The sequence below is a fragment of the Paraperlucidibaca baekdonensis genome (assembly GCF_003387535.1).
Classification (GTDB): domain Bacteria; phylum Pseudomonadota; class Gammaproteobacteria; order Pseudomonadales; family Moraxellaceae; genus Perlucidibaca; species Perlucidibaca baekdonensis.
This window is the reverse complement of sequence record NZ_QUNR01000002.1, coordinates 2,827-21,767: the sequence shown is the minus strand read 5'-3', so window position 1 is coordinate 21,767 and position 18,941 is coordinate 2,827. Positions and strand designations below refer to the sequence as shown.

The 18,941-nt window shown below is 52.7% G+C and carries 15 protein-coding genes and 1 tRNA gene; all 16 read right to left on the bottom strand.

Annotated elements, in window-relative coordinates; genetic code table 11:
- Positions 1-7 precede the first annotated feature (7 nt).
- Entirely contained in the window at positions 8-646 is a 639-nt protein-coding gene (gene rplC / locus DFR26_RS03930) for a 50S ribosomal protein L3 (protein WP_116207673.1), read from the bottom strand.
- 52 nt (positions 647-698) lie between these two features.
- Positions 699-1,010, bottom strand: coding sequence for a 30S ribosomal protein S10 (rpsJ, locus tag DFR26_RS03925; protein WP_116207672.1), 312 nt, complete (start codon positions 1,008-1,010; stop codon positions 699-701).
- 242 nt (positions 1,011-1,252) lie between these two features.
- A complete protein-coding gene (gene tuf, locus DFR26_RS03920) occupies positions 1,253-2,443 on the bottom strand; it encodes an elongation factor Tu (RefSeq protein ID WP_116207671.1) in 1,191 nt (396 codons plus the stop codon).
- Positions 2,444-2,508: 65 nt separating this feature from the next.
- Entirely contained in the window at positions 2,509-4,641 is a 2,133-nt protein-coding gene (gene fusA, locus DFR26_RS03915) for an elongation factor G (protein ID WP_116207670.1), read from the bottom strand.
- A 21-nt stretch (positions 4,642-4,662) separates the two neighbouring features.
- Positions 4,663-5,133, bottom strand: a complete 471-nt coding sequence (gene rpsG / locus DFR26_RS03910) for a 30S ribosomal protein S7 (RefSeq protein WP_116207669.1) — start codon at positions 5,131-5,133, stop codon at positions 4,663-4,665.
- A gap of 78 nt (positions 5,134-5,211) precedes the next feature.
- Positions 5,212-5,586, bottom strand: a complete 375-nt coding sequence (gene rpsL / locus DFR26_RS03905) for a 30S ribosomal protein S12 (RefSeq protein ID WP_116207668.1) — start codon at positions 5,584-5,586, stop codon at positions 5,212-5,214.
- Between the two features lie 124 nt (positions 5,587-5,710).
- Positions 5,711-9,919 (bottom strand): DNA-directed RNA polymerase subunit beta', encoded by a 4,209-nt coding sequence (rpoC, locus tag DFR26_RS03900; RefSeq protein ID WP_116207667.1) that lies wholly within the window; start codon positions 9,917-9,919, stop codon positions 5,711-5,713.
- Positions 9,920-9,982: 63 nt separating this feature from the next.
- A complete protein-coding gene (rpoB, locus tag DFR26_RS03895; RefSeq protein ID WP_116207666.1) occupies positions 9,983-14,053 on the bottom strand; it encodes a DNA-directed RNA polymerase subunit beta in 4,071 nt (1,356 codons plus the stop codon).
- A gap of 221 nt (positions 14,054-14,274) precedes the next feature.
- Positions 14,275-14,646 carry a 50S ribosomal protein L7/L12 gene (gene rplL, locus DFR26_RS03890; RefSeq protein ID WP_116207665.1) on the bottom strand — a complete coding sequence of 124 codons (372 nt, stop codon included), beginning with the start codon at positions 14,644-14,646 and terminating at the stop codon, positions 14,275-14,277.
- Between the two features lie 48 nt (positions 14,647-14,694).
- Positions 14,695-15,201, bottom strand: a complete 507-nt coding sequence (gene rplJ, locus DFR26_RS03885) for a 50S ribosomal protein L10 (protein ID WP_116207664.1) — start codon at positions 15,199-15,201, stop codon at positions 14,695-14,697.
- A 236-nt stretch (positions 15,202-15,437) separates the two neighbouring features.
- Complete coding sequence (rplA, locus tag DFR26_RS03880; protein ID WP_116207663.1) at positions 15,438-16,133, bottom strand: 50S ribosomal protein L1; 696 nt, start codon at positions 16,131-16,133, stop codon at positions 15,438-15,440.
- A 2-nt stretch (positions 16,134-16,135) separates the two neighbouring features.
- Complete coding sequence (gene rplK, locus DFR26_RS03875) at positions 16,136-16,567, bottom strand: 50S ribosomal protein L11 (protein ID WP_116207662.1); 432 nt, start codon at positions 16,565-16,567, stop codon at positions 16,136-16,138.
- Positions 16,568-16,658: 91 nt separating this feature from the next.
- On the bottom strand, positions 16,659-17,192 hold the full coding sequence (gene nusG, locus DFR26_RS03870) for a transcription termination/antitermination protein NusG (protein ID WP_116207661.1): 534 nt from the start codon (positions 17,190-17,192) through the stop codon (positions 16,659-16,661).
- A 13-nt stretch (positions 17,193-17,205) separates the two neighbouring features.
- A complete protein-coding gene (gene secE / locus DFR26_RS03865) occupies positions 17,206-17,574 on the bottom strand; it encodes a preprotein translocase subunit SecE (protein WP_116207660.1) in 369 nt (122 codons plus the stop codon).
- Positions 17,575-17,623: 49 nt separating this feature from the next.
- Positions 17,624-17,699: transfer RNA gene (locus tag DFR26_RS03860), tRNA-Trp, on the bottom strand.
- A 49-nt stretch (positions 17,700-17,748) separates the two neighbouring features.
- Positions 17,749-18,939 (bottom strand): elongation factor Tu, encoded by a 1,191-nt coding sequence (tuf, locus tag DFR26_RS03855; protein ID WP_116207659.1) that lies wholly within the window; start codon positions 18,937-18,939, stop codon positions 17,749-17,751.
- Positions 18,940-18,941 lie beyond the last annotated feature (2 nt).

Genomic DNA, 18,941 nt, shown 5'->3' with positions numbered 1-18,941 from the left:
ATTCTCCTCAGGCCTTCACGGTCGGACGTACGATAACGTCATTACCGGTTGCGCCCGGCACAGCACCTTTGATGACGAGCACATTGCGCTCTGCATCAATCGATACGACTTCCAGACCTTGAACGGTGACGCGCTCGGCACCCATGTGGCCAGCCATTTTCTTGCCCTTAAAGACTTTACCTGGGCTTTGATTCTGACCGGTGGAGCCGTGCACGCGGTGCGACACAGAGTTACCGTGCGTGGCATCTTGGGTACGGAAATTCCAGCGCTTAACACCGCCTTGGAAACCTTTACCTTTCGATGTACCAGTGACGTCAACCACTTGGCCAGCTTCGAAAAGCGCCACAGTCAACTCACCACCAATTGCCAACTCAGCAGCTTCATCGCCAGCAACGCGGAATTCCCACACGCCACGACCAGCTGCTACGTTTGCTTTAGCGAAGTGACCAGCCATTGCTTTCGTAACGCGCGAAGCACGACGCTCGCCCGCTGTTACTTGCACCGCTTGATAACCATCGCTTTCGAGCGATTTGATTTGCGTAATGCGGTTTGGATCGACTTCGATCACAGTCACCGGCACCGAAACACCTGCTTCTGTGAAAACGCGCGTCATCCCACATTTACGACCGACTAATCCAATAGCCATGTATTCAGACCTCTTTGGCACACTGTCTCAGAGGAGACCTTCTGCTGAACGATCAACCCAAGCTGATTTGGACGTCTACGCCAGCAGCGAGGTCCAATTTCATCAGCGCATCGACGGTTTTGTCGGTAGGCTGAACAATGTCAACCAAGCGCTTATGGGTGCGAATTTCATACTGATCGCGTGCGTCTTTATTGACGTGCGGCGATGACAGTACGTTGAAACGCTCGATGCGTGTAGGCATCGGGATAGGGCCACACACTTGCGCCCCAGTACGTTTCGCGGTTTCCACAATCTCGAGCGCCGACTGGTCGATCAGGCGATGATCGAACGCTTTCAGGCGGATGCGGATTCTCTGGTTAGCCATTCCAGCAACTCCAAAGCAAAAAAAAACTAGCCCACTACTAGCTTGCTAACTAATAGAAGACTCCTAAAAACCGGCCCAGGAACGATGCCCTAGGTGTTCACCCAAATATCTTGGGTGGCGCATAATAATGGCTGCAGATGATATCCGCAAGGGATATCTGATTTATTTCTACTGCCACTCGCTATAACGACTGACTCGCTTAACAAGGCCCCAGCACATGACATGCGCTGGGGCTCTTATGCTTAGGCGAAGATTTTGGCGACAACACCGGCGCCGACGGTACGACCGCCTTCACGGATGGCGAAGCGCAAGCCTTCTTCCATAGCGATTGGCGCAATCAAGGTCACATTGACTTTGATGTTGTCGCCGGGCATGACCATCTCAACGCCTTCTGGCAGCTCAATCGCACCAGTCACATCCGTGGTACGGAAGTAGAACTGTGGACGGTAGCCTTTGAAGAATGGTGTGTGACGACCGCCTTCATCTTTACCCAACACATAGATTTCGGATTCGAACTGTGTGTGTGGCTTGATGGTGCCTGGCTTGGCCAGAACCTGACCGCGCTGCACGTCTTCACGCTTCGTACCGCGCAACAACACGCCGCAGTTCTCACCAGCACGACCTTCGTCGAGCAGTTTGCGGAACATCTCCACGCCGGTGCAGGTCGTTTTCACGGTGTCTTTCAGACCCACGATCTCAATTTCTTCGCCGACTTTCACAATGCCACGCTCAACACGACCGGTAACCACGGTGCCGCGACCGGAGATCGAGAACACGTCTTCAATAGGCATCAAGAATGGCTTATCGATGGCGCGTGTGGGTTCTGGAATGTAGGAATCCAGTGTTTCAATCAGCTGAGCAATGGCTGGCGTACCGAACTCGGAAGTTTCGCCATTCAGTGCTTGCAGAGCGGAACCGCGAATGATCGGGGTGTCATCGCCTGGAAATTTGTACATGCTGAGCAGTTCGCGAACTTCCATCTCAACGAGCTCTAACAGCTCTTCGTCGTCAACCAGATCGCATTTGTTTAAGAACACAACGATGTATGGCACGCCAACCTGACGTGACAACAGGATGTGCTCACGGGTTTGCGCCATGGGGCCGTCGGTGGCAGCGATCACGAGGATAGCGCCGTCCATTTGAGCCGCACCGGTGATCATGTTTTTCACATAGTCAGCGTGACCGGGGCAATCGACGTGCGCGTAGTGACGGATTGGGCTGTCGTACTCAACGTGCGCAGTGTTGATGGTGATGCCGCGTGACTTTTCTTCAGGTGTCGAGTCGATTTGGTCGTAGCCTTTGGCTTCGCCGCCATACAGCTTCGAGCACGTGGTTGCGATCGCAGCAGTCAATGTGGTTTTGCCGTGGTCGACGTGACCGATGGTGCCGACGTTTACGTGCGGCTTGTTACGTTCAAACTTTGCCTTTGCCATTTTTTATATCCTCAAAAGTTCTGTATAGCGCCGCACCCAATTAGCGGAGGCGACGCCCAGGTTGCTTATTCGCCAGCGCTACGCTTAGCGGTGTACTTGGTAATGATTGCATCAGCCACGTTTTTCGGTGTTTCTGCGTACTTGCCGAACTCCATGGTAAATGTGGCACGGCCTTGTGACATCGAACGCATGTCGGTGGCGTAGCCAAACATTTCTGACAAGGGCACTTCTGCACGAATCGACTTGGCACCGCCGGGCAAATCTTCCATGCCCTGCAAGTTACCGCGACGACGACTCAAGTCACCCATGATGTCACCCATATAGTCTTCAGGTGTTTCCACTTCGACTTTCATCAAGGGCTCGAGCAATACCGGATCAGCGTCCATGAAGCCACGCTTGAAGCCCATGCTGGCTGCGATTTTGAAGGCCATTTCGTTGGAGTCAACGTCGTGATACGAGCCGTCATACAGCGTGGCTTGAATACCAACGATTGGGTAGCCAGCGAGCACGCCGTTAGCCATTTGCTCTTGAATACCTTTGTCGACAGCGCCGAAATACTCTTTTGGCACCGTACCACCAACAACTTCTTCAATGAACTTGTAGTCCACGCCTTCTTCGTCGCCATAAATAGGCTTGAGACGAAGCAGCACGTGACCATACTGACCGCGACCACCCGACTGACGCACAAACTTGCCTTCGGTGTCGACCGCAGAGCGGATCGTTTCGCGATAGGCAACCTGTGGCTTACCGATATTTGCCTCAACGCCGAATTCACGACGCATACGATCCACCAGAATATCAAGGTGAAGCTCACCCATACCGGAGATAATCGTTTGCGCTGATTCTTCGTCTGTGCGCACGCGGAAAGATGGATCCTCTTTCGCTAAGCGACCCAAAGCGATCGACATTTTCTCTTGGTCAGCTTTAGTTTTGGGCTCCACAGCAACCGAAATAACCGGCTCAGGGAACTCCATACGCTCAAGCGTGATGATGTCGGTTTCGTCGCACAGCGTGTCACCCGTAGTGACATCTTTTAAGCCAACGAGTGCGGCAATATCGCCGGCACGAATTTCGCTGATTTCTTCACGCTGGTTAGCGTGCATCTGCAAGATACGACCGATACGCTCTTTCTTGGACTTCACGGGGTTCCAGGCTGCGCCACCAGATTTCAGCACACCCGAATAGACACGCACGAAGGTCAAGTTACCAACGAACTTATCGTTCATGATTTTGAAAGCCAAGGCCGAGAATGGCTCTTCGTCAGACGACTTACGCTTGGCTTCAGTTTCAGCCTTGTCGTCGAGAATACCCACCACGTCAGCGACATCGTTGGGGGCTGGCAGGTAACGAATTACCGCATCCAACATCAACTGCACGCCCTTGTTTTTAAACGCAGTACCACAGAACATCGGCTGAATTTCACCCGCCAATGTACGCATACGAATAGCTTTGTGAATCTGCTCGTTGCTCAGCTCGCCATTCTCCAAGTACTCATTCATGAGCTCTTCAGACGCTTCGGCAGCTGTCTCAACGAGGTTTTCACGCCAGGTATTGCACTCGTCAAGCAGTTCAGCAGGAATATCGCGCTCGTCAAATTTCATACCTTGGCTGGCTTCATCCCAATAGATGGCTTTCATGCCAACCAGATCAACCACGCCTTCGAAATTTTCTTCAGCACCAATGGGGACAACCATAGGCACCGGGCTGGCGCCCAGACGCGTTTTCATCTGCTCAACAACGCGGAAGAAATTGGCACCTGTACGGTCCATTTTGTTGACCAGCGCCAAACGAGGTACTTTGTACTTGTTGGCCTGGCGCCACACAGTCTCCGACTGTGGCTGCACACCACCAACCGCGCAATAAACCATGCAAGCACCATCGAGCACACGCATAGAACGCTCAACTTCAATGGTGAAGTCAACGTGGCCTGGGGTATCAATGATGTTGATTTGGTGCTTTTCGAACTGGCTTGCCATACCTGACCAGAAGCAAGTCGTTGCTGCTGAGGTAATGGTAATACCGCGTTCTTGCTCTTGTTCCATCCAGTCCATGGTGGCAGCGCCATCGTGAACTTCGCCGAGTTTATGGTTCACACCGGTGTAAAACAGAATACGCTCGGTGGTCGTTGTTTTGCCGGCGTCAATGTGCGCCGAAATACCGATATTTCGGTATAGGTTTAGCGGGGTATTTCTAGCCACGTGAGTCTCCTCAGGCCAAGATTAGAAACGGTAGTGCGCGAAAGCTTTGTTAGCCTCGGCCATACGGTGAACGTCTTCACGCTTCTTGATAGCCGCGCCTTTGCCTTCGTGGGCATCGAGCAACTCACCAGCTAAACGCAGAGCCATGGTTTTTTCTGAGCGCTTACGTGCTGATTCCACCAACCAACGCATAGCCAATGCAGTACGACGGGAGGGGCGTACTTCCATTGGCACTTGGTATGTGGCACCACCAACACGGCGAGCTTTAACCTCGACCATTGGACGAAGCTTTTCCAGAACTGTTTCGAAAAACTCGACTGGATTGCTTTTGTTTTTCTCAACAACGCGATCCAAAGCACCGTAAACAATCGACTCAGCGGTCGATTTCTTACCAGACTCCATCACTTGGTTCATGAACTTAGCGAGGGTTTGGCTTCCGAACTTTGGATCCGGGAGGATTTCACGTGCTGCTACTACTCTTCTTCTTGGCATGACTCTGTAAACCTTTATAAAGCTTCAGGGGTTTCCGGGACGAGAGAAATTCTGCCCGGCCTTACTGCGACTTAAGAATTACTTCTTAGGACGCTTGGCACCGTACTTGGAGCGCGACTGCATGCGGCCTTTAACGCCAGCGCAATCAAGCGAACCACGAACAGTGTGATAACGCACACCGGGCAAGTCTTTAACACGACCGCCACGGATCAATACAACGCTGTGCTCTTGCAAGTTGTGGCCTTCGCCACCGATGTAAGAGCTGACCTCGAAACCTGTCGTTAAGCGCACACGGCACACTTTACGCAGCGCCGAGTTAGGCTTTTTAGGCGTTGTTGTATAAACGCGGGTGCAGACGCCGCGACGTTGCGGGCTGCCTTTCAATGCTGGAACACCGGACTTTTCGACCAGTGCCAAGCGACCCTTACGGATCAATTGGTTAGTTGTTGCCATAGCGGCCTGTTCTCTCCCGTTAATTTTACGCAACTGAAAAAGAGCCAACTGGCTCCATTTCAGGGTTGCGCATTCTATGAGCAGCGCAAGCGCCCGTCAAGACGCCTGCCTACTCGCATCAACCTTAGTCTTCAGCAGAATTGAGTGCTTCAGACAAGGCCTGTTCTACATCGGCGGCGCTTGGTCCTTGGTCAACGACCTTGGCCTCTAAGCGCTGCTGACGACGTTGTGCGTGATACGCAAAACCCGTACCGGCAGGAATCAGACGTCCAACCACGACGTTTTCTTTCAAGCCGCGAAGGTCATCTTCTTTACCGGTAACGGCTGCTTCGGTAAGCACACGCGTGGTTTCTTGGAACGACGCTGCCGAGATAAACGACTCAGTTGACAACGATGCCTTGGTAATACCCATCAACACGCGCTGGAACTTGGCGCCGAACTTATCCATGCCATTGAGCACTTCATTTTCGTCGAGCACGCGAGCCAGCTCCATTTGCTCACCCTGAATAAACGAGCTATCGCCATTCTCGGTGATTTCAACTTTGCGCAACATTTGACGAATAATCACTTCAATGTGCTTGTCGTTGATTTTCACACCCTGCAAACGGTAGACATCTTGGACTTCGTTGACGATATAGGTCGCCAGCGCGGTCTCGCCTTTCAAGCGCAAGATGTCATGTGGGTTTTGCGGGCCATCGGAGACAACCTCACCACGCGAGACACGCTCACCTTCGAAGACGTTGAGTTGACGCCATTTTGGAATCAGCTCTTCGTAAACCTCAGCGTTGTCATCTGGCGTGATAACTAAGCGGTGCTTGCCTTTGGTTTCTTTACCAAAGCTCACGATGCCACTGACTTCCGCCAAGATCGCGGGCTCTTTTGGCTTACGTGCTTCAAACAAGTCCGCGACGCGTGGCAGACCACCAGTGATGTCACGCGTTTTCGATGATTCCTGTGGAATACGACCGATCACGTCACCAATACCGACCATCGCACCATCTTGCAGCGCCGTAATCGACTCCGATGGCAAGAAGTATTGCGCCGGCTGGTCACTGCCTTCGATGTTAATAATGTTGCCTTTAGCATCGACCAAACGAATGGCTGGACGCAGCTCTTTACCTGCCGCTGGACGATCTTTCGGGTCCATAATCTCGATGTTGGTCAGGCCGGTGAGCTCATCGGTCTGATAGCGCACCGTCAGGCCATCTTCCATGTCGACAAACTTCACCTTACCGGCCAGCTCAGTGACGATGGGGTGAGTGTGCGGATCCCATGTGGCAACGGTTTGGCTGCCTTTGACTTCTTCGCCATCGGCCACCGTGATCAACGCGCCATAGGGCAGCTTGTAGCGCTCACGCTCACGGCCACGCGAATCGGCAATACCGATCTCACCGGAACGTGACACCGCCACCAAATTACCACTGGCTTGCTGCACCAGCTTAATGTTGTGGAAACGAACTTTACCGTCGTTGCGCACTTGCACGCTCGACACGGCCGAGGCACGGCTCGCCGCACCACCGATGTGGAAAGTACGCATGGTGAGCTGAGTACCTGGCTCACCAATAGACTGCGCTGCCATAACGCCGATAGCTTCGCCGATATTGACGCGATGACCACGCGCCAAGTCACGGCCATAGCACATCGAGCAGACACCAAAACGGGTATCGCAGGAAATCACTGAACGAGCATAGACCTCGTCGATACCAACGGCTTCTAGGCGATCGACCCAACGCTCATCGAGCAATGTGCCTTTAGGTGCGAACACTTCATCGCTGCCTGGCACTAACAAATCGCTGGCTGTGACACGACCCAATACGCGCTCGCGCAGTGGCTCAACGATATCGCCGCCTTCAATCAGCGGTGTCATCAAGACGCCATTTTCTGTGCCGCAATCGATTTCGGTAACAACCAAATCTTGCGCCACGTCAACCAAACGACGAGTCAGGTAGCCCGAGTTCGCGGTTTTCAACGCGGTATCGGCCAAACCTTTACGCGCGCCGTGGGTCGAGATGAAGTACTGAAGAACCGTCAGACCTTCGCGGAAGTTCGCCTTAATGGGTGTCTCAATGATGGAGCCATCGGGCTTAGCCATCAGACCACGCATACCGGCGAGCTGACGAATCTGCGCGGCCGAGCCACGAGCGCCAGAATCGGCCATGATGTAGATGGAGTTGAACGATTTCTGTTCTTCCATGCTGCCATCTTTAGCTTGCACGCTCTCGGTGGAGAGGTTGTCCATCATGGCCTTAGCGACCAACTCGTTGGTACGCGACCAGATATCGACGACTTTGTTGTAACGCTCGCCTTTGGTCACCAACCCGGAGCCGAACTGGGCTTCGATTTCGCGCACCTCTTCTTCAGCGGCGTTGATGATGGTTTCTTTCTCGGCAGGGATGACCATGTCTTCCATGCCCACCGACACGCCCGAGTACGTGGCTTGTGCAAAGCCCAAGTACATCAGTTGGTCGGCAAAGATTACCGTGTCTTTCAAGCCCAGCACGCGATAACAACTGTTGAGCAAACGCGAGATATTCTTTTTGGTCATGGCCTGGTTGATCAAATCAAACGGCAGACCTTTCGGTACGATGTTCCAGAGCATGCAACGACCTGGCGTGGTGTCGGCCAAGAATTTGCGCTCAATTTTATTGCCTTCTTCGTCGATGGTCACTTCCAGCACACGCACTTTAATGCGTGCGTGGATTTCCACGGCTTTGTTGGCCAATGCACGGGTGACTTCGTTGTAGTCAGCGAAGATCATGCCCTCGCCTTTACCATTCACACGATCACGCGTGATGTAGTAAAGACCGAGCACCACGTCTTGCGACGGCACAATGATCGGCTCACCGTTGGCAGGCGACAGAATGTTATTGGTCGACATCATCAGCGCGCGCGCTTCGAGCTGCGCTTCAATGGTCAACGGCACGTGTACAGCCATTTGGTCACCGTCGAAGTCGGCGTTAAATGCCGTACAGACGAGTGGGTGCAGCTGGATGGCTTTACCTTCAATCAACACCGGCTCAAACGCTTGTAAGCCAAGACGGTGAAGTGTTGGCGCACGGTTGAGCATGACGGGATGTTCGCGAATCACGTCGGCGAGAATATCCCAAACCTCTGGGGTTTCGCGCTCAACCATTTTCTTCGCAGCTTTAATCGTTGTCGCCAAACCTTGGGCTTGTAGCTTGCCAAAAATGAACGGCTTGAATAGCTCCAACGCCATTTTCTTCGGCAGACCGCATTGATGCAGACGCAGAGTAGGACCAACGGTGATCACCGAACGGCCCGAGTAGTCAACGCGCTTACCGAGCAAGTTTTGACGGAAACGACCTTGCTTACCTTTGATCATGTCGGCCAAAGATTTCAGCGGGCGCTTGTTGGTGCCGGTGATGGCACGACCGCGACGACCGTTGTCGAGCAAGGCATCAACCGCTTCTTGCAACATGCGTTTTTCATTACGCACGATGATGTCAGGCGCGCTCAAATCGAGCAGGCGCTTGAGGCGGTTGTTACGGTTAATGACGCGACGATAAAGATCGTTTAAGTCAGAGGTCGCAAAACGGCCACCATCGAGCGGCACCAACGGACGCAGGTCCGGCGGCAGCACGGGCAGCACAGTAAGCACCATCCACTCGGGCTTATTGCCTGAGTTATCAAACGACTCCACCAACTTCAGACGCTTCGAGAGCTTTTTCAGCTTCGTCTCAGAGTTGGTCGCTGGGATCTCTTCACGCAGGCGTGTGATTTCCGAGGGCAAGTCGATGTCGGCCAAGAGCAGCTGAATCGCTTCAGCACCCATGCGCGCATCGAATTCATCGCCGTGTTCTTCAAGCGCGGTGTAATATTCTTCATCATTGAGCAGCTGACCTTTTTCTAATGTGGTCATGCCGGGATCAATAACAATAAAGCTTTCGAAATACAGCACGCGCTCGATGTCACGCAATGTCATATCGAGCAGCAGGCCGATACGCGACGGCAGCGATTTCAAGAACCAGATGTGCGCGGTTGGTGAGGCCAACTCGATGTGGCCCATGCGCTCACGACGCACTTTCGCCATAGTGACTTCAACGCCGCATTTCTCGCAGATCACGCCGCGGAACTTCATGCGCTTGTACTTACCGCACAAGCACTCATAGTCTTTGATTGGGCCAAAGATTTTCGCGCAGAACAGGCCATCACGCTCTGGCTTAAAGGTGCGATAGTTAATGGTCTCTGGCTTTTTTACTTCGCCAAAGGACCACGAACGAATCATTTCTGGCGATGCCAGAGCAATACGGATGCGATCGAATTCTTCGACCACCTGACCCTGGTTGCGCAGTTGGCTGAGCAGATCTTTCAAGGCAATTCTCCCAAAGCAACATATGGAGGTGGTGGCTCACTGAGCCACCACCACGCGTCCGGCTTATTCGTTGTCCAATTCCATATTGATACCCAGCGAGCGGATTTCTTTCACCAATACGTTGAAAGATTCCGGCATGCCTGGGTCCATGCGGTGATCGCCGTCGACAATATTTTTGTAGACGCGCGTACGACCATTCACATCGTCGGACTTCACGGTGAGCATTTCTTGCAGGGTGTAGGCGGCGCCGTAGGCTTGCAACGCCCAGCACTCCATCTCCCCGAAACGCTGACCACCGAACTGTGCTTTACCACCCAATGGCTGCTGCGTGACCAAGGAGTACGACCCCGTGGAACGCGCATGCATTTTGTCATCGACCAAGTGGTTGAGCTTGAGCATGTACATATAGCCAACAGTCACTTGACGATCAAAACGCTCGCCGGTGCGGCCATCATAGAGCCATTGCTGGCCATTTTCATTGAGGCCCGCGAGCTTCAGCAGCGACTTGATTTCGTTTTCATGAGCACCGTCGAAAACTGGCGTGGCGATGGGTACACCGCCGCGCAGGTTTTTCGACATGGCCACGACTTCGTCATCGCTCATCGAGTTCAAGTCTTCTTGCTGACCACCAACGCCGTTGTAAATTTGCTCAAGGTACTTACGTACTTCAGCGACTTTACGCTGCTCGTCGAGCATCTCGCCGATGCGTTGACCCAGACCTTTCGCGGCCCAGCCCAAGTGCGTCTCAAGAATCTGACCGACGTTCATACGCGATGGAACACCGAGCGGGTTGAGCACGATATCGACCGGCTCGCCATGCTCATCGTGCGGCATATCTTCAACCGGCATGATGATGGAGACGACACCTTTGTTGCCGTGACGACCAGCCATTTTGTCACCGGGCTGAATGCGACGCTTCACCGCCAGATAGACTTTAACGACTTTCAGCACACCATGGGCGAGGTCATCGCCGGTCATGATTTTGCGTTTTTTGTCTTCAAACTTAGCTTCGATATCGGCTTGACGCTCCGCCAAGAAGGCTTGCGCACGCTCTAGCTCTTCGGCGACGCCATCTTCGGCTGGACGAATCTCAAACCATGTTGCCAGCTCTAAATCAGCTAAGTCAGTATCCGTGATGGTCGCGCCCTTTTTCAGGCCCGCACCACCGTGAACTTTCTGGCCGACCAAAACTTCACGCAGACGTGACGAGGTCGCCTCTTCAAAGATTCGATACTCTTCTTTCAAATCTTTGCGATAGTCATCGAGCTGTTCTTTCTCAATGGCTTTGGCACGCTCATCCTTCTCAATGCCATCACGTGTGAAGACTTGCACGTCGATGACGGTACCTTTGGTGCCGCTCGGTACGCGCAATGACGAGTCTTTCACGTCGCTAGCTTTTTCGCCAAAGATGGCACGTAGCAATTTTTCTTCTGGCGACAGCTGAGTCTCGCCTTTTGGCGTGACTTTACCGACCAGAATGTCACCGGCGTTTACTTCAGCACCGATATAGACAATGCCTGATTCATCAAGCTTGGATAGCGCGGCTTCACCGACATTGGGGATGTCTGCCGAAATTTCTTCGGAGCCCAACTTCGTGTCACGCGCAATACATGACAACTCTTGAATGTGAATCGAGGTGAAGCGGTCATCCTGCACCACGCGCTCAGACAACAAGATCGAGTCTTCGAAGTTGTAGCCATTCCATGGCATAAATGCCACACGCATGTTTTGGCCAAGCGCTAGCTCACCCATATCGACCGATGGACCGTCGGCAAGAATATCGCCAATCTCAACTGCATCACCGACATTAACCAAAGCGCGTTGGTTGATGCAGGTATTTTGGTTTGAGCGGGTGTATTTGGTTAGGTTATAGATGTCGGCACCGGCCTCACCCATCACCACTTCTTCATTACGAACACGCACAACGATACGCGCCGCATCGACATAGTCGATCACGCCGCCACGCTTTGCGACCACGCAGACGCCGGAGTCGCGCGCCACATAGCGCTCCATGCCAGTACCAACCAATGGTTTGTCGGCACGCAGCGTGGGCACCGCTTGACGTTGCATGTTGGAACCCATGAGCGCGCGGTTTGCGTCATCGTGCTCCAAGAATGGAATCAGCGAGGCAGCAACCGAAACCACCTGACGTGGCGACACGTCCATATAGGTGACTTTCTCCGGTGCCATCACGGTGAATTCGTTTTTATGGCGCACGGCCACTAAATCACCAACCAGCACGCCTTTTTTGTCGACTTGCGAATCGGCCTGAGCAATGACCTGCTCGGCCTCTTCAATAGCTGACAAATAGACGTAGTCATCAGTCACTTTGGCGTCAATGACTTTACGATAGGGCGACTCGAGGAAGCCATATTCGTTGGTGCGCGCAAAGCTCGACAGCGAGTTGATCAGACCAATGTTTGGACCTTCAGGCGTCTCAATCGGGCAAACACGACCATAATGCGTGGGGTGAACGTCACGCACTTCAAAGCCGGCACGCTCACGTGTCAAACCGCCCGGGCCAAGTGCAGATACACGACGCTTGTGGGTGATTTCAGAGAGCGGGTTGTTTTGGTCCATGAACTGCGACAGCTGCGAGGAGCCAAAGAACTCTTTGATGGCAGCAGAAACAGGCTTGGCGTTGATCAAGTCTTGCGGCATGAGGTTGTCGGACTCAGCCATCGACAGACGCTCTTTGACCGCACGCTCAACACGCACCAGACCGACACGGAATTGGTTTTCCGCCATCTCACCAACCGAACGGATGCGACGGTTGCCGAGGTGATCGATATCGTCGACTTCGCCTTTACCGTTACGAATACCGATCATTGCCTTCAAGACATCAACGATGTCATCACGCGACAGCACGCCATCGCCGAAGTCTGAATCGCGGTTTAAGCGACGATTGAACTTCATACGACCGACATTAGACAGGTCATAGCGCTCAGGCGAGAAGAACAGATTCTTGAATAAGTTCTCAGCAGCCTCTTTGGTGGGCGGCTCGCCTGGGCGCATCATGCGATAGATTTCGACAAGCGCTTCAAGCTCGGAGCGTGCGGGATCTGAACGCAGCGTATCGGAAATGAATGGGCCACGATCGAGATCGTTGGTGTACAAAATGCTGATGCTGGTGATGCCACCCTGAACCGCTTTTTTCAGCAGCTCATCGGTAATAATGCTGTTGCACTCGGCAAGCAGCTCACCGGTTTTTGTGTCAACCACGTTATGAGACAAGACTTTACCGAATAGGTATTCGGCAGGTACATCAAGCTGCGTTAAGCCGGCTTTTTCAATGTCGCGAATGTGGCGCGCCGTAATACGACGGCCCGACTCAACAATGGTTTTACCTTTGGCAACGATATCAAATAGCGCCGTCTCACCACGCAGACGCTCGGCGATCAGATCAAGCTTAAAGCCATCCGCGCTAACAGCAATGTGGCTAGACTCGAAGAACATGTCCAGCATTTCTTCGGAACTGTAACCCAGTGCGCGCAGCAAAATAGTGGCCGGCAATTTACGACGACGGTCAATACGCGCGAACACCAGATCTTTCGGGTCAAACTCAAAGTCCAACCACGAACCACGGTAAGGAATAATGCGCGCGTTATAGAGCAGCTTGCCCGATGAGTGGGTTTTACCCTTGTCATGGTCAAAGAAAACGCCTGGCGAACGGTGCAACTGCGACACGATGACACGCTCGGTGCCATTGATCACAAAGGTACCGTTTTCAGTCATTAAGGGCATTTCGCCCATATAGACTTCTTGTTCGCGAATGTCTTTAATGGTTTTTGTTGATGCTTCGCGATCATAAATAATCAGACGAATTTTCACGCGCAATGGGGCGGCGTAGGTGACACCACGCAGCACACATTCACGGACATCAAATACCGGCGTGCCGAGAGCGTATTCAACAAACTCTAGAGCCGCATTACCGGAATAGCTGGCGATTGGAAACACTGAACGAAACGCGGCTTGCAGACCAAGGTCTTCGCGTGCTTTCGGCGTTTTACCGTCTTGCAGGAAGGCTCGATACGAGTCGACCTGAATTGCCAGTAAGTAGGGCACATCCATCAGTGCGGGGAGCTTTCCGAAGTTCTTTCGGATGCGTTTCTTCTCGGTGTAAGAGTATGCCATCTGGGTCCTCAACTATGCTTGAGCCTCGAAAAGGCGTCACTTTCATACGGCAAAGTGACGGCCTGAAAGGTTGCCTGGGCAACCGCTCAGGCCGGCACTCGGCGACCTGTGCTCCGTTTAATACACTAGCGCATATTAAAACGGAAAAAGGCCGGAGGCTCGGCGAGCCTCCAGCCGTGCAGCGTACTGGGCTAAGCCCGCACCGCGTCTGTAGCCAAGACTTACTTGACTTCGACGGTGGCGCCAGCTTCTTCCAGTTGCTTTTTCACATCTTCGGCTTCGTCTTTCGACACGCCTTCTTTCACAGCCTTTGGTGCTGCTTCAACCAGATCTTTGGCTTCTTTCAAGCCCAAGCCGGTGATGCCACGAACGGCTTTAATAACGGCCACTTTGTTAGCACCGAAGCTAGCCAACACAACATTGAATTCTGTTTGCTCTTCTTCAGCAGCAGCGCCTGCACCACCAGTTGCTGCAACAGCAACGGCAGCGGCAGAAACACCGAACTTTTCTTCAACAGCCGAAATCAGGTCGACCAGTTCCATCACGGTCATTTCAGCTACGGCATTCAGAATATCGTCTTTGGACAGAGCCATGTTCAATCTCCCAATAGGGTTTATATAGGTGTGTGATTCAAGCAGCGATTAGGCTGCTTCTTTCTGTTCTTTGACCGACGTAATCAGTCGGGCGAACTTCGAGATTGGTGCTTGCAGTACCGACGCAAACATAGAGAGGGCTTGCTCGCGGTTCGGCAGCTTAGCCACTACATCAATGTCGCCTGCACCGTAGAGTTTGCCGTCAATTGACAAGGCTTTAACTGCTAGTGGTGCTTTCGGGAAATCCTTGCGGAAGTCTTGGAAAATACGAGCAGCAGCACCCATATCGTTTTCGTCCATAGACAAAGCAATGATTGTTGGCCCAACTAGTGAGGCGTCTAATACCTCAAAAGCAGTGCCTGTCAGCGCACGACGAGCCAATGTGTTACGCACAACACGTAAGTACACGGACTTTTCACGAGCTTGTGCGCGGAGCTGAGTTAACTGCCCAACGGTCAAGCCACGGTAGTCGGCAACGACTGCAGCAAAGGCCTCGGTTGCCGCTTTATTGACGGCAATAACGATTTCTTTTTTATCATCTAGTCGCAGAGTCACTGTAACCTCCTTAACTTCAGTCTATCGGCGGAGAATCCGCCGACCCCATTTGCAGCAATGCTGCACGCGGGGGTTACAGAGCTCTTCAGCTTGAAACCACACCGCGTCTACCCAGGCTGGTGGATTAAGTTCTCTTACACCGAGAACGCCTGTGGTCTTTGACGCTCGTCTATCAACAGACGACTTTCAAAGTACCGAAATGAGCTGAGCTTGTGACTCAACTCATCTTGTATTCGTTATACCGCTAAGTTCGACAAGTCGATCGACAGGCCAGGACCCATGGTTGTCGATAACGTCACTTTTTGCAGGTAAACACCTTTGCTGGTCGCAGGCTTGGCTTTCTTTAAGTCGGAAACCAATGCCTCAACGTTTTGGCGAATAGCATCGCTGCTAAAGCCTAATTGACCAACTGCGGCATGAATAATACCGCCTTTATCAACACGGTAGCGCGCTTGACCAGCTTTCGCATTTTTAACGGCCGTGGCGACATCTGGAGTCACTGTGCCGACTTTGGGGTTAGGCATTAAGCCACGTGGGCCCAAGATCGTACCGAGCTTACCAACAACACGCATGGCATCTGGCGAAGCAATAACAACGTCGAAATCTAAGCTGCCGCCCTGAATTGACTCGGCGAGATCATCGAAGCCAACAACATCTGCACCGGCAGCTTTTGCTGCTTCGGCATTGGCGCCCTGAGCAAACACAGCCACGCGAACCGTTTTACCGGTACCAGCTGGCAACACGGTAGCGCCACGAACCACTTGATCAGATTTACGTGGATCGATACCCAAGTTCACCGACACATCGATGGACTCTTTGAATTTCACTGGTGGCATATCACCCAACAGGCTCACGGCTTCTTCGATGCTGTAGAGCTTGCCTGGCACCAATTTGGCATTAATAGCGGCTTGACGCTTACTTAACTTAGCCATGATTAAACTCCCTCTACATCGAGGCCCATGGAACGGGCAGAGCCGGCGATTGTACGCACAGCGGCGTCCATATCGGCCGCTGTCAAATCAGGCTTTTTGGTGGTGGCGATCTCTTCTAATTGAGCGCGAGTAACGACACCAACCTTTTGTGTGTTTGGACGCGGTGAACCACTTTTCAAGCCCACAATCTTTTTCAGCAAGTAAGTCGCGGGGGGTGTTTTCATCACGAAAGTGAAGGAACGGTCAGAGTAGACAGTGATCACAACAGGGATCGGCTGACCAACTTCCATTTTCTGTGTGGCCGCGTTGAATGCCTTACAGAACTCCATGATGTTCACGCCTTTTTGACCCAATGCTGGACCAATGGGCGGCGATGGGTTTGCCTTGCCTGCAGGAACCTGCAGTTTGATATAGGCATCAATCTTCTTTGCCATGCTACTACTCCGTGGGTGCTAGCGCCTTGCGGCTCCCCTATTGTCTCCAACAGACCATCTGCCAGAGGCTGCAACGCTTAAACGTTACAGATTAAACTTTTTCGACCTGCGTAAACTCGAGTTCGACAGGTGTTGCGCGACCAAAAATCATCACAGCCACGCGCAAGCGACTCTTCTCGTAATTTACTTCTTCTACCGTGCCGTTGAAGTCTGCGAACGGGCCATCAGCCACACGCACCACTTCACCCGGCTCAAATAATGTTTTGGGACGCGGCGCGTCAACGGTGGTTTTGATTCGATTCAAAATCACATCAGCTTCGCGATCAGAAATTGGCGCTGGCTTATCCGCCTTACCACCAATAAAGCCCATGACTTTCGGACACTCTTTAACTAAGTGCCAGCTGGCGTCGTTCATTTCCATGTGCACTAAGACGTAACCGGGGAAAAACTTCCGCTCGGTTTTGCGCTTAACGCCATTTTTCATTTCCACAACTTCTTCTGTCGGCACCAAAATATCGCCAAACAGATCTTCCATTTCGGCCAAACGAACACGCTCAATTAATGAACGCATCACTTGCTTTTCGAAGCCTGAATAGGCGTGCACCACAAACCAACGCTTACTCATAAATGCCTCCTAATTAGCCAATAACACCGGAAATGGCGAAGCCAAAGAGAGAGTCCATGCCCCAGAGCAGCAGCGACATAACCAAAACCACACCAAGCACAATCAGGGTGGTTTGCGTTGTTTCTGGACGCGTTGGCCAGACAACTTTACGCACTTCTACTTGCGCTTGACGCAGCAGATCAACAAAGCGGCGCCCCTGAATAGTCGTGAACACCAAGACTAGAGCCACCAAACCAAGACCCAGCATCATCAGCAGGCGCAACGCCGGAGACATGTCAGGCAAATAACGGCTCAGTACCGTAGCCGAGGCCAACAGCACCAATGCAACAACCCACTTAATGGTGTTGAGCGGATCACGAACGGTTTCGACCGGTGTCGTCATAAATCTAAACTCTCAGACACGACAAAAACGCGTTACCGCGCCTTGAAAATGGCAGGCCAGGAGGGACTCGAACCCCCAACACCCGGTTTTGGAGACCGGTGCTCTACCAATTGAACTACTGGCCTGTAAAACAAAGGCTCATCATCACGCGATGATGAGCCAAGTTACATCTGCTTAGGCGAAGATTTTGGCGACAACACCGGCGCCGACGGTACGACCGCCTTCACGGATGGCGAAGCGCAAGCCTTCTTCCATAGCGATTGGCGCAATCAAGGTCACATTGACTTTGATGTTGTCGCCGGGCATGACCATCTCAACGCCTTCTGGCAGCTCAATCGCACCAGTCACATCCGTGGTACGGAAGTAGAACTGTGGACGGTAGCCTTTGAAGAATGGTGTGTGACGACCGCCTTCATCTTTACCCAACACATAGATTTCGGATTCGAACTGTGTGTGTGGCTTGATGGTGCCTGGCTTGGCCAGAACCTGACCGCGCTGCACGTCTTCACGCTTCGTACCGCGCAACAACACGCCGCAGTTCTCACCAGCACGACCTTCGTCGAGCAGTTTGCGGAACATCTCCACGCCGGTGCAGGTCGTTTTCACGGTGTCTTTCAGACCCACGATCTCAATTTCTTCGCCGACTTTCACAATGCCACGCTCAACACGACCGGTAACCACGGTGCCGCGACCGGAGATCGAGAACACGTCTTCAATAGGCATCAAGAATGGCTTATCGATGGCGCGTGTGGGTTCTGGAATGTAGGAATCCAGTGTTTCAATCAGCTGAGCAATGGCTGGCGTACCGAACTCGGAAGTTTCGCCATTCAGTGCTTGCAGAGCGGAACCGCGAATGATCGGGGTTTCATCGCCTGGAAATTTGTACATGCTGAGCAGTTCGCGAACTTCCATCTCAACGAGCTCTAACAGCTCTTCGTCGTCAACCAGATCGCATTTGTTTAAGAACACAACGATGTATGGCACGCCAACCTGACGTGACAACAGGATGTGCTCACGGGTTTGCGCCATGGGGCCGTCGGTGGCAGCGATCACGAGGATAGCGCCGTCCATTTGAGCCGCACCGGTGATCATGTTTTTCACATAGTCAGCGTGACCGGGGCAATCGACGTGCGCGTAGTGACGGATTGGGCTGTCGTACTCAACGTGCGCAGTGTTGATGGTGATGCCGCGTGACTTTTCTTCAGGTGTCGAGTCGATTTGGTCGTAGCCTTTGGCTTCGCCGCCATACAGCTTCGAGCACGTGGTTGCGATCGCAGCAGTCAATGTGGTTTTGCCGTGGTCGACGTGACCGATGGTGCCGACGTTTACGTGCGGCTTGTTACGTTCAAACTTTGCCTTTGCCATGA

Coding starts and splice junctions, on each gene's coding strand:
- rpsJ (WP_116207672.1), bottom strand. CDS start 1,010: ATGGCTAACCAGAGAATCCGCATCCGCCTGAAAGCGTTCGATCATCGC.
- tuf (WP_116207659.1), bottom strand. CDS start 18,939: ATGGCAAAGGCAAAGTTTGAACGTAACAAGCCGCACGTAAACGTCGGC.
- rplK (WP_116207662.1), bottom strand. CDS start 16,567: ATGGCAAAGAAGATTGATGCCTATATCAAACTGCAGGTTCCTGCAGGC.
- nusG (WP_116207661.1), bottom strand. CDS start 17,192: ATGAGTAAGCGTTGGTTTGTGGTGCACGCCTATTCAGGCTTCGAAAAG.
- secE (WP_116207660.1), bottom strand. CDS start 17,574: ATGACGACACCGGTCGAAACCGTTCGTGATCCGCTCAACACCATTAAG.
- rpoB (WP_116207666.1), bottom strand. CDS start 14,053: ATGGCATACTCTTACACCGAGAAGAAACGCATCCGAAAGAACTTCGGA.
- rpsG (WP_116207669.1), bottom strand. CDS start 5,133: ATGCCAAGAAGAAGAGTAGTAGCAGCACGTGAAATCCTCCCGGATCCA.
- rpsL (WP_116207668.1), bottom strand. CDS start 5,586: ATGGCAACAACTAACCAATTGATCCGTAAGGGTCGCTTGGCACTGGTC.
- tuf (WP_116207671.1), bottom strand. CDS start 2,443: ATGGCAAAGGCAAAGTTTGAACGTAACAAGCCGCACGTAAACGTCGGC.
- rplC (WP_116207673.1), bottom strand. CDS start 646: ATGGCTATTGGATTAGTCGGTCGTAAATGTGGGATGACGCGCGTTTTC.
- rplA (WP_116207663.1), bottom strand. CDS start 16,133: ATGGCTAAGTTAAGTAAGCGTCAAGCCGCTATTAATGCCAAATTGGTG.
- rplL (WP_116207665.1), bottom strand. CDS start 14,646: ATGGCTCTGTCCAAAGACGATATTCTGAATGCCGTAGCTGAAATGACC.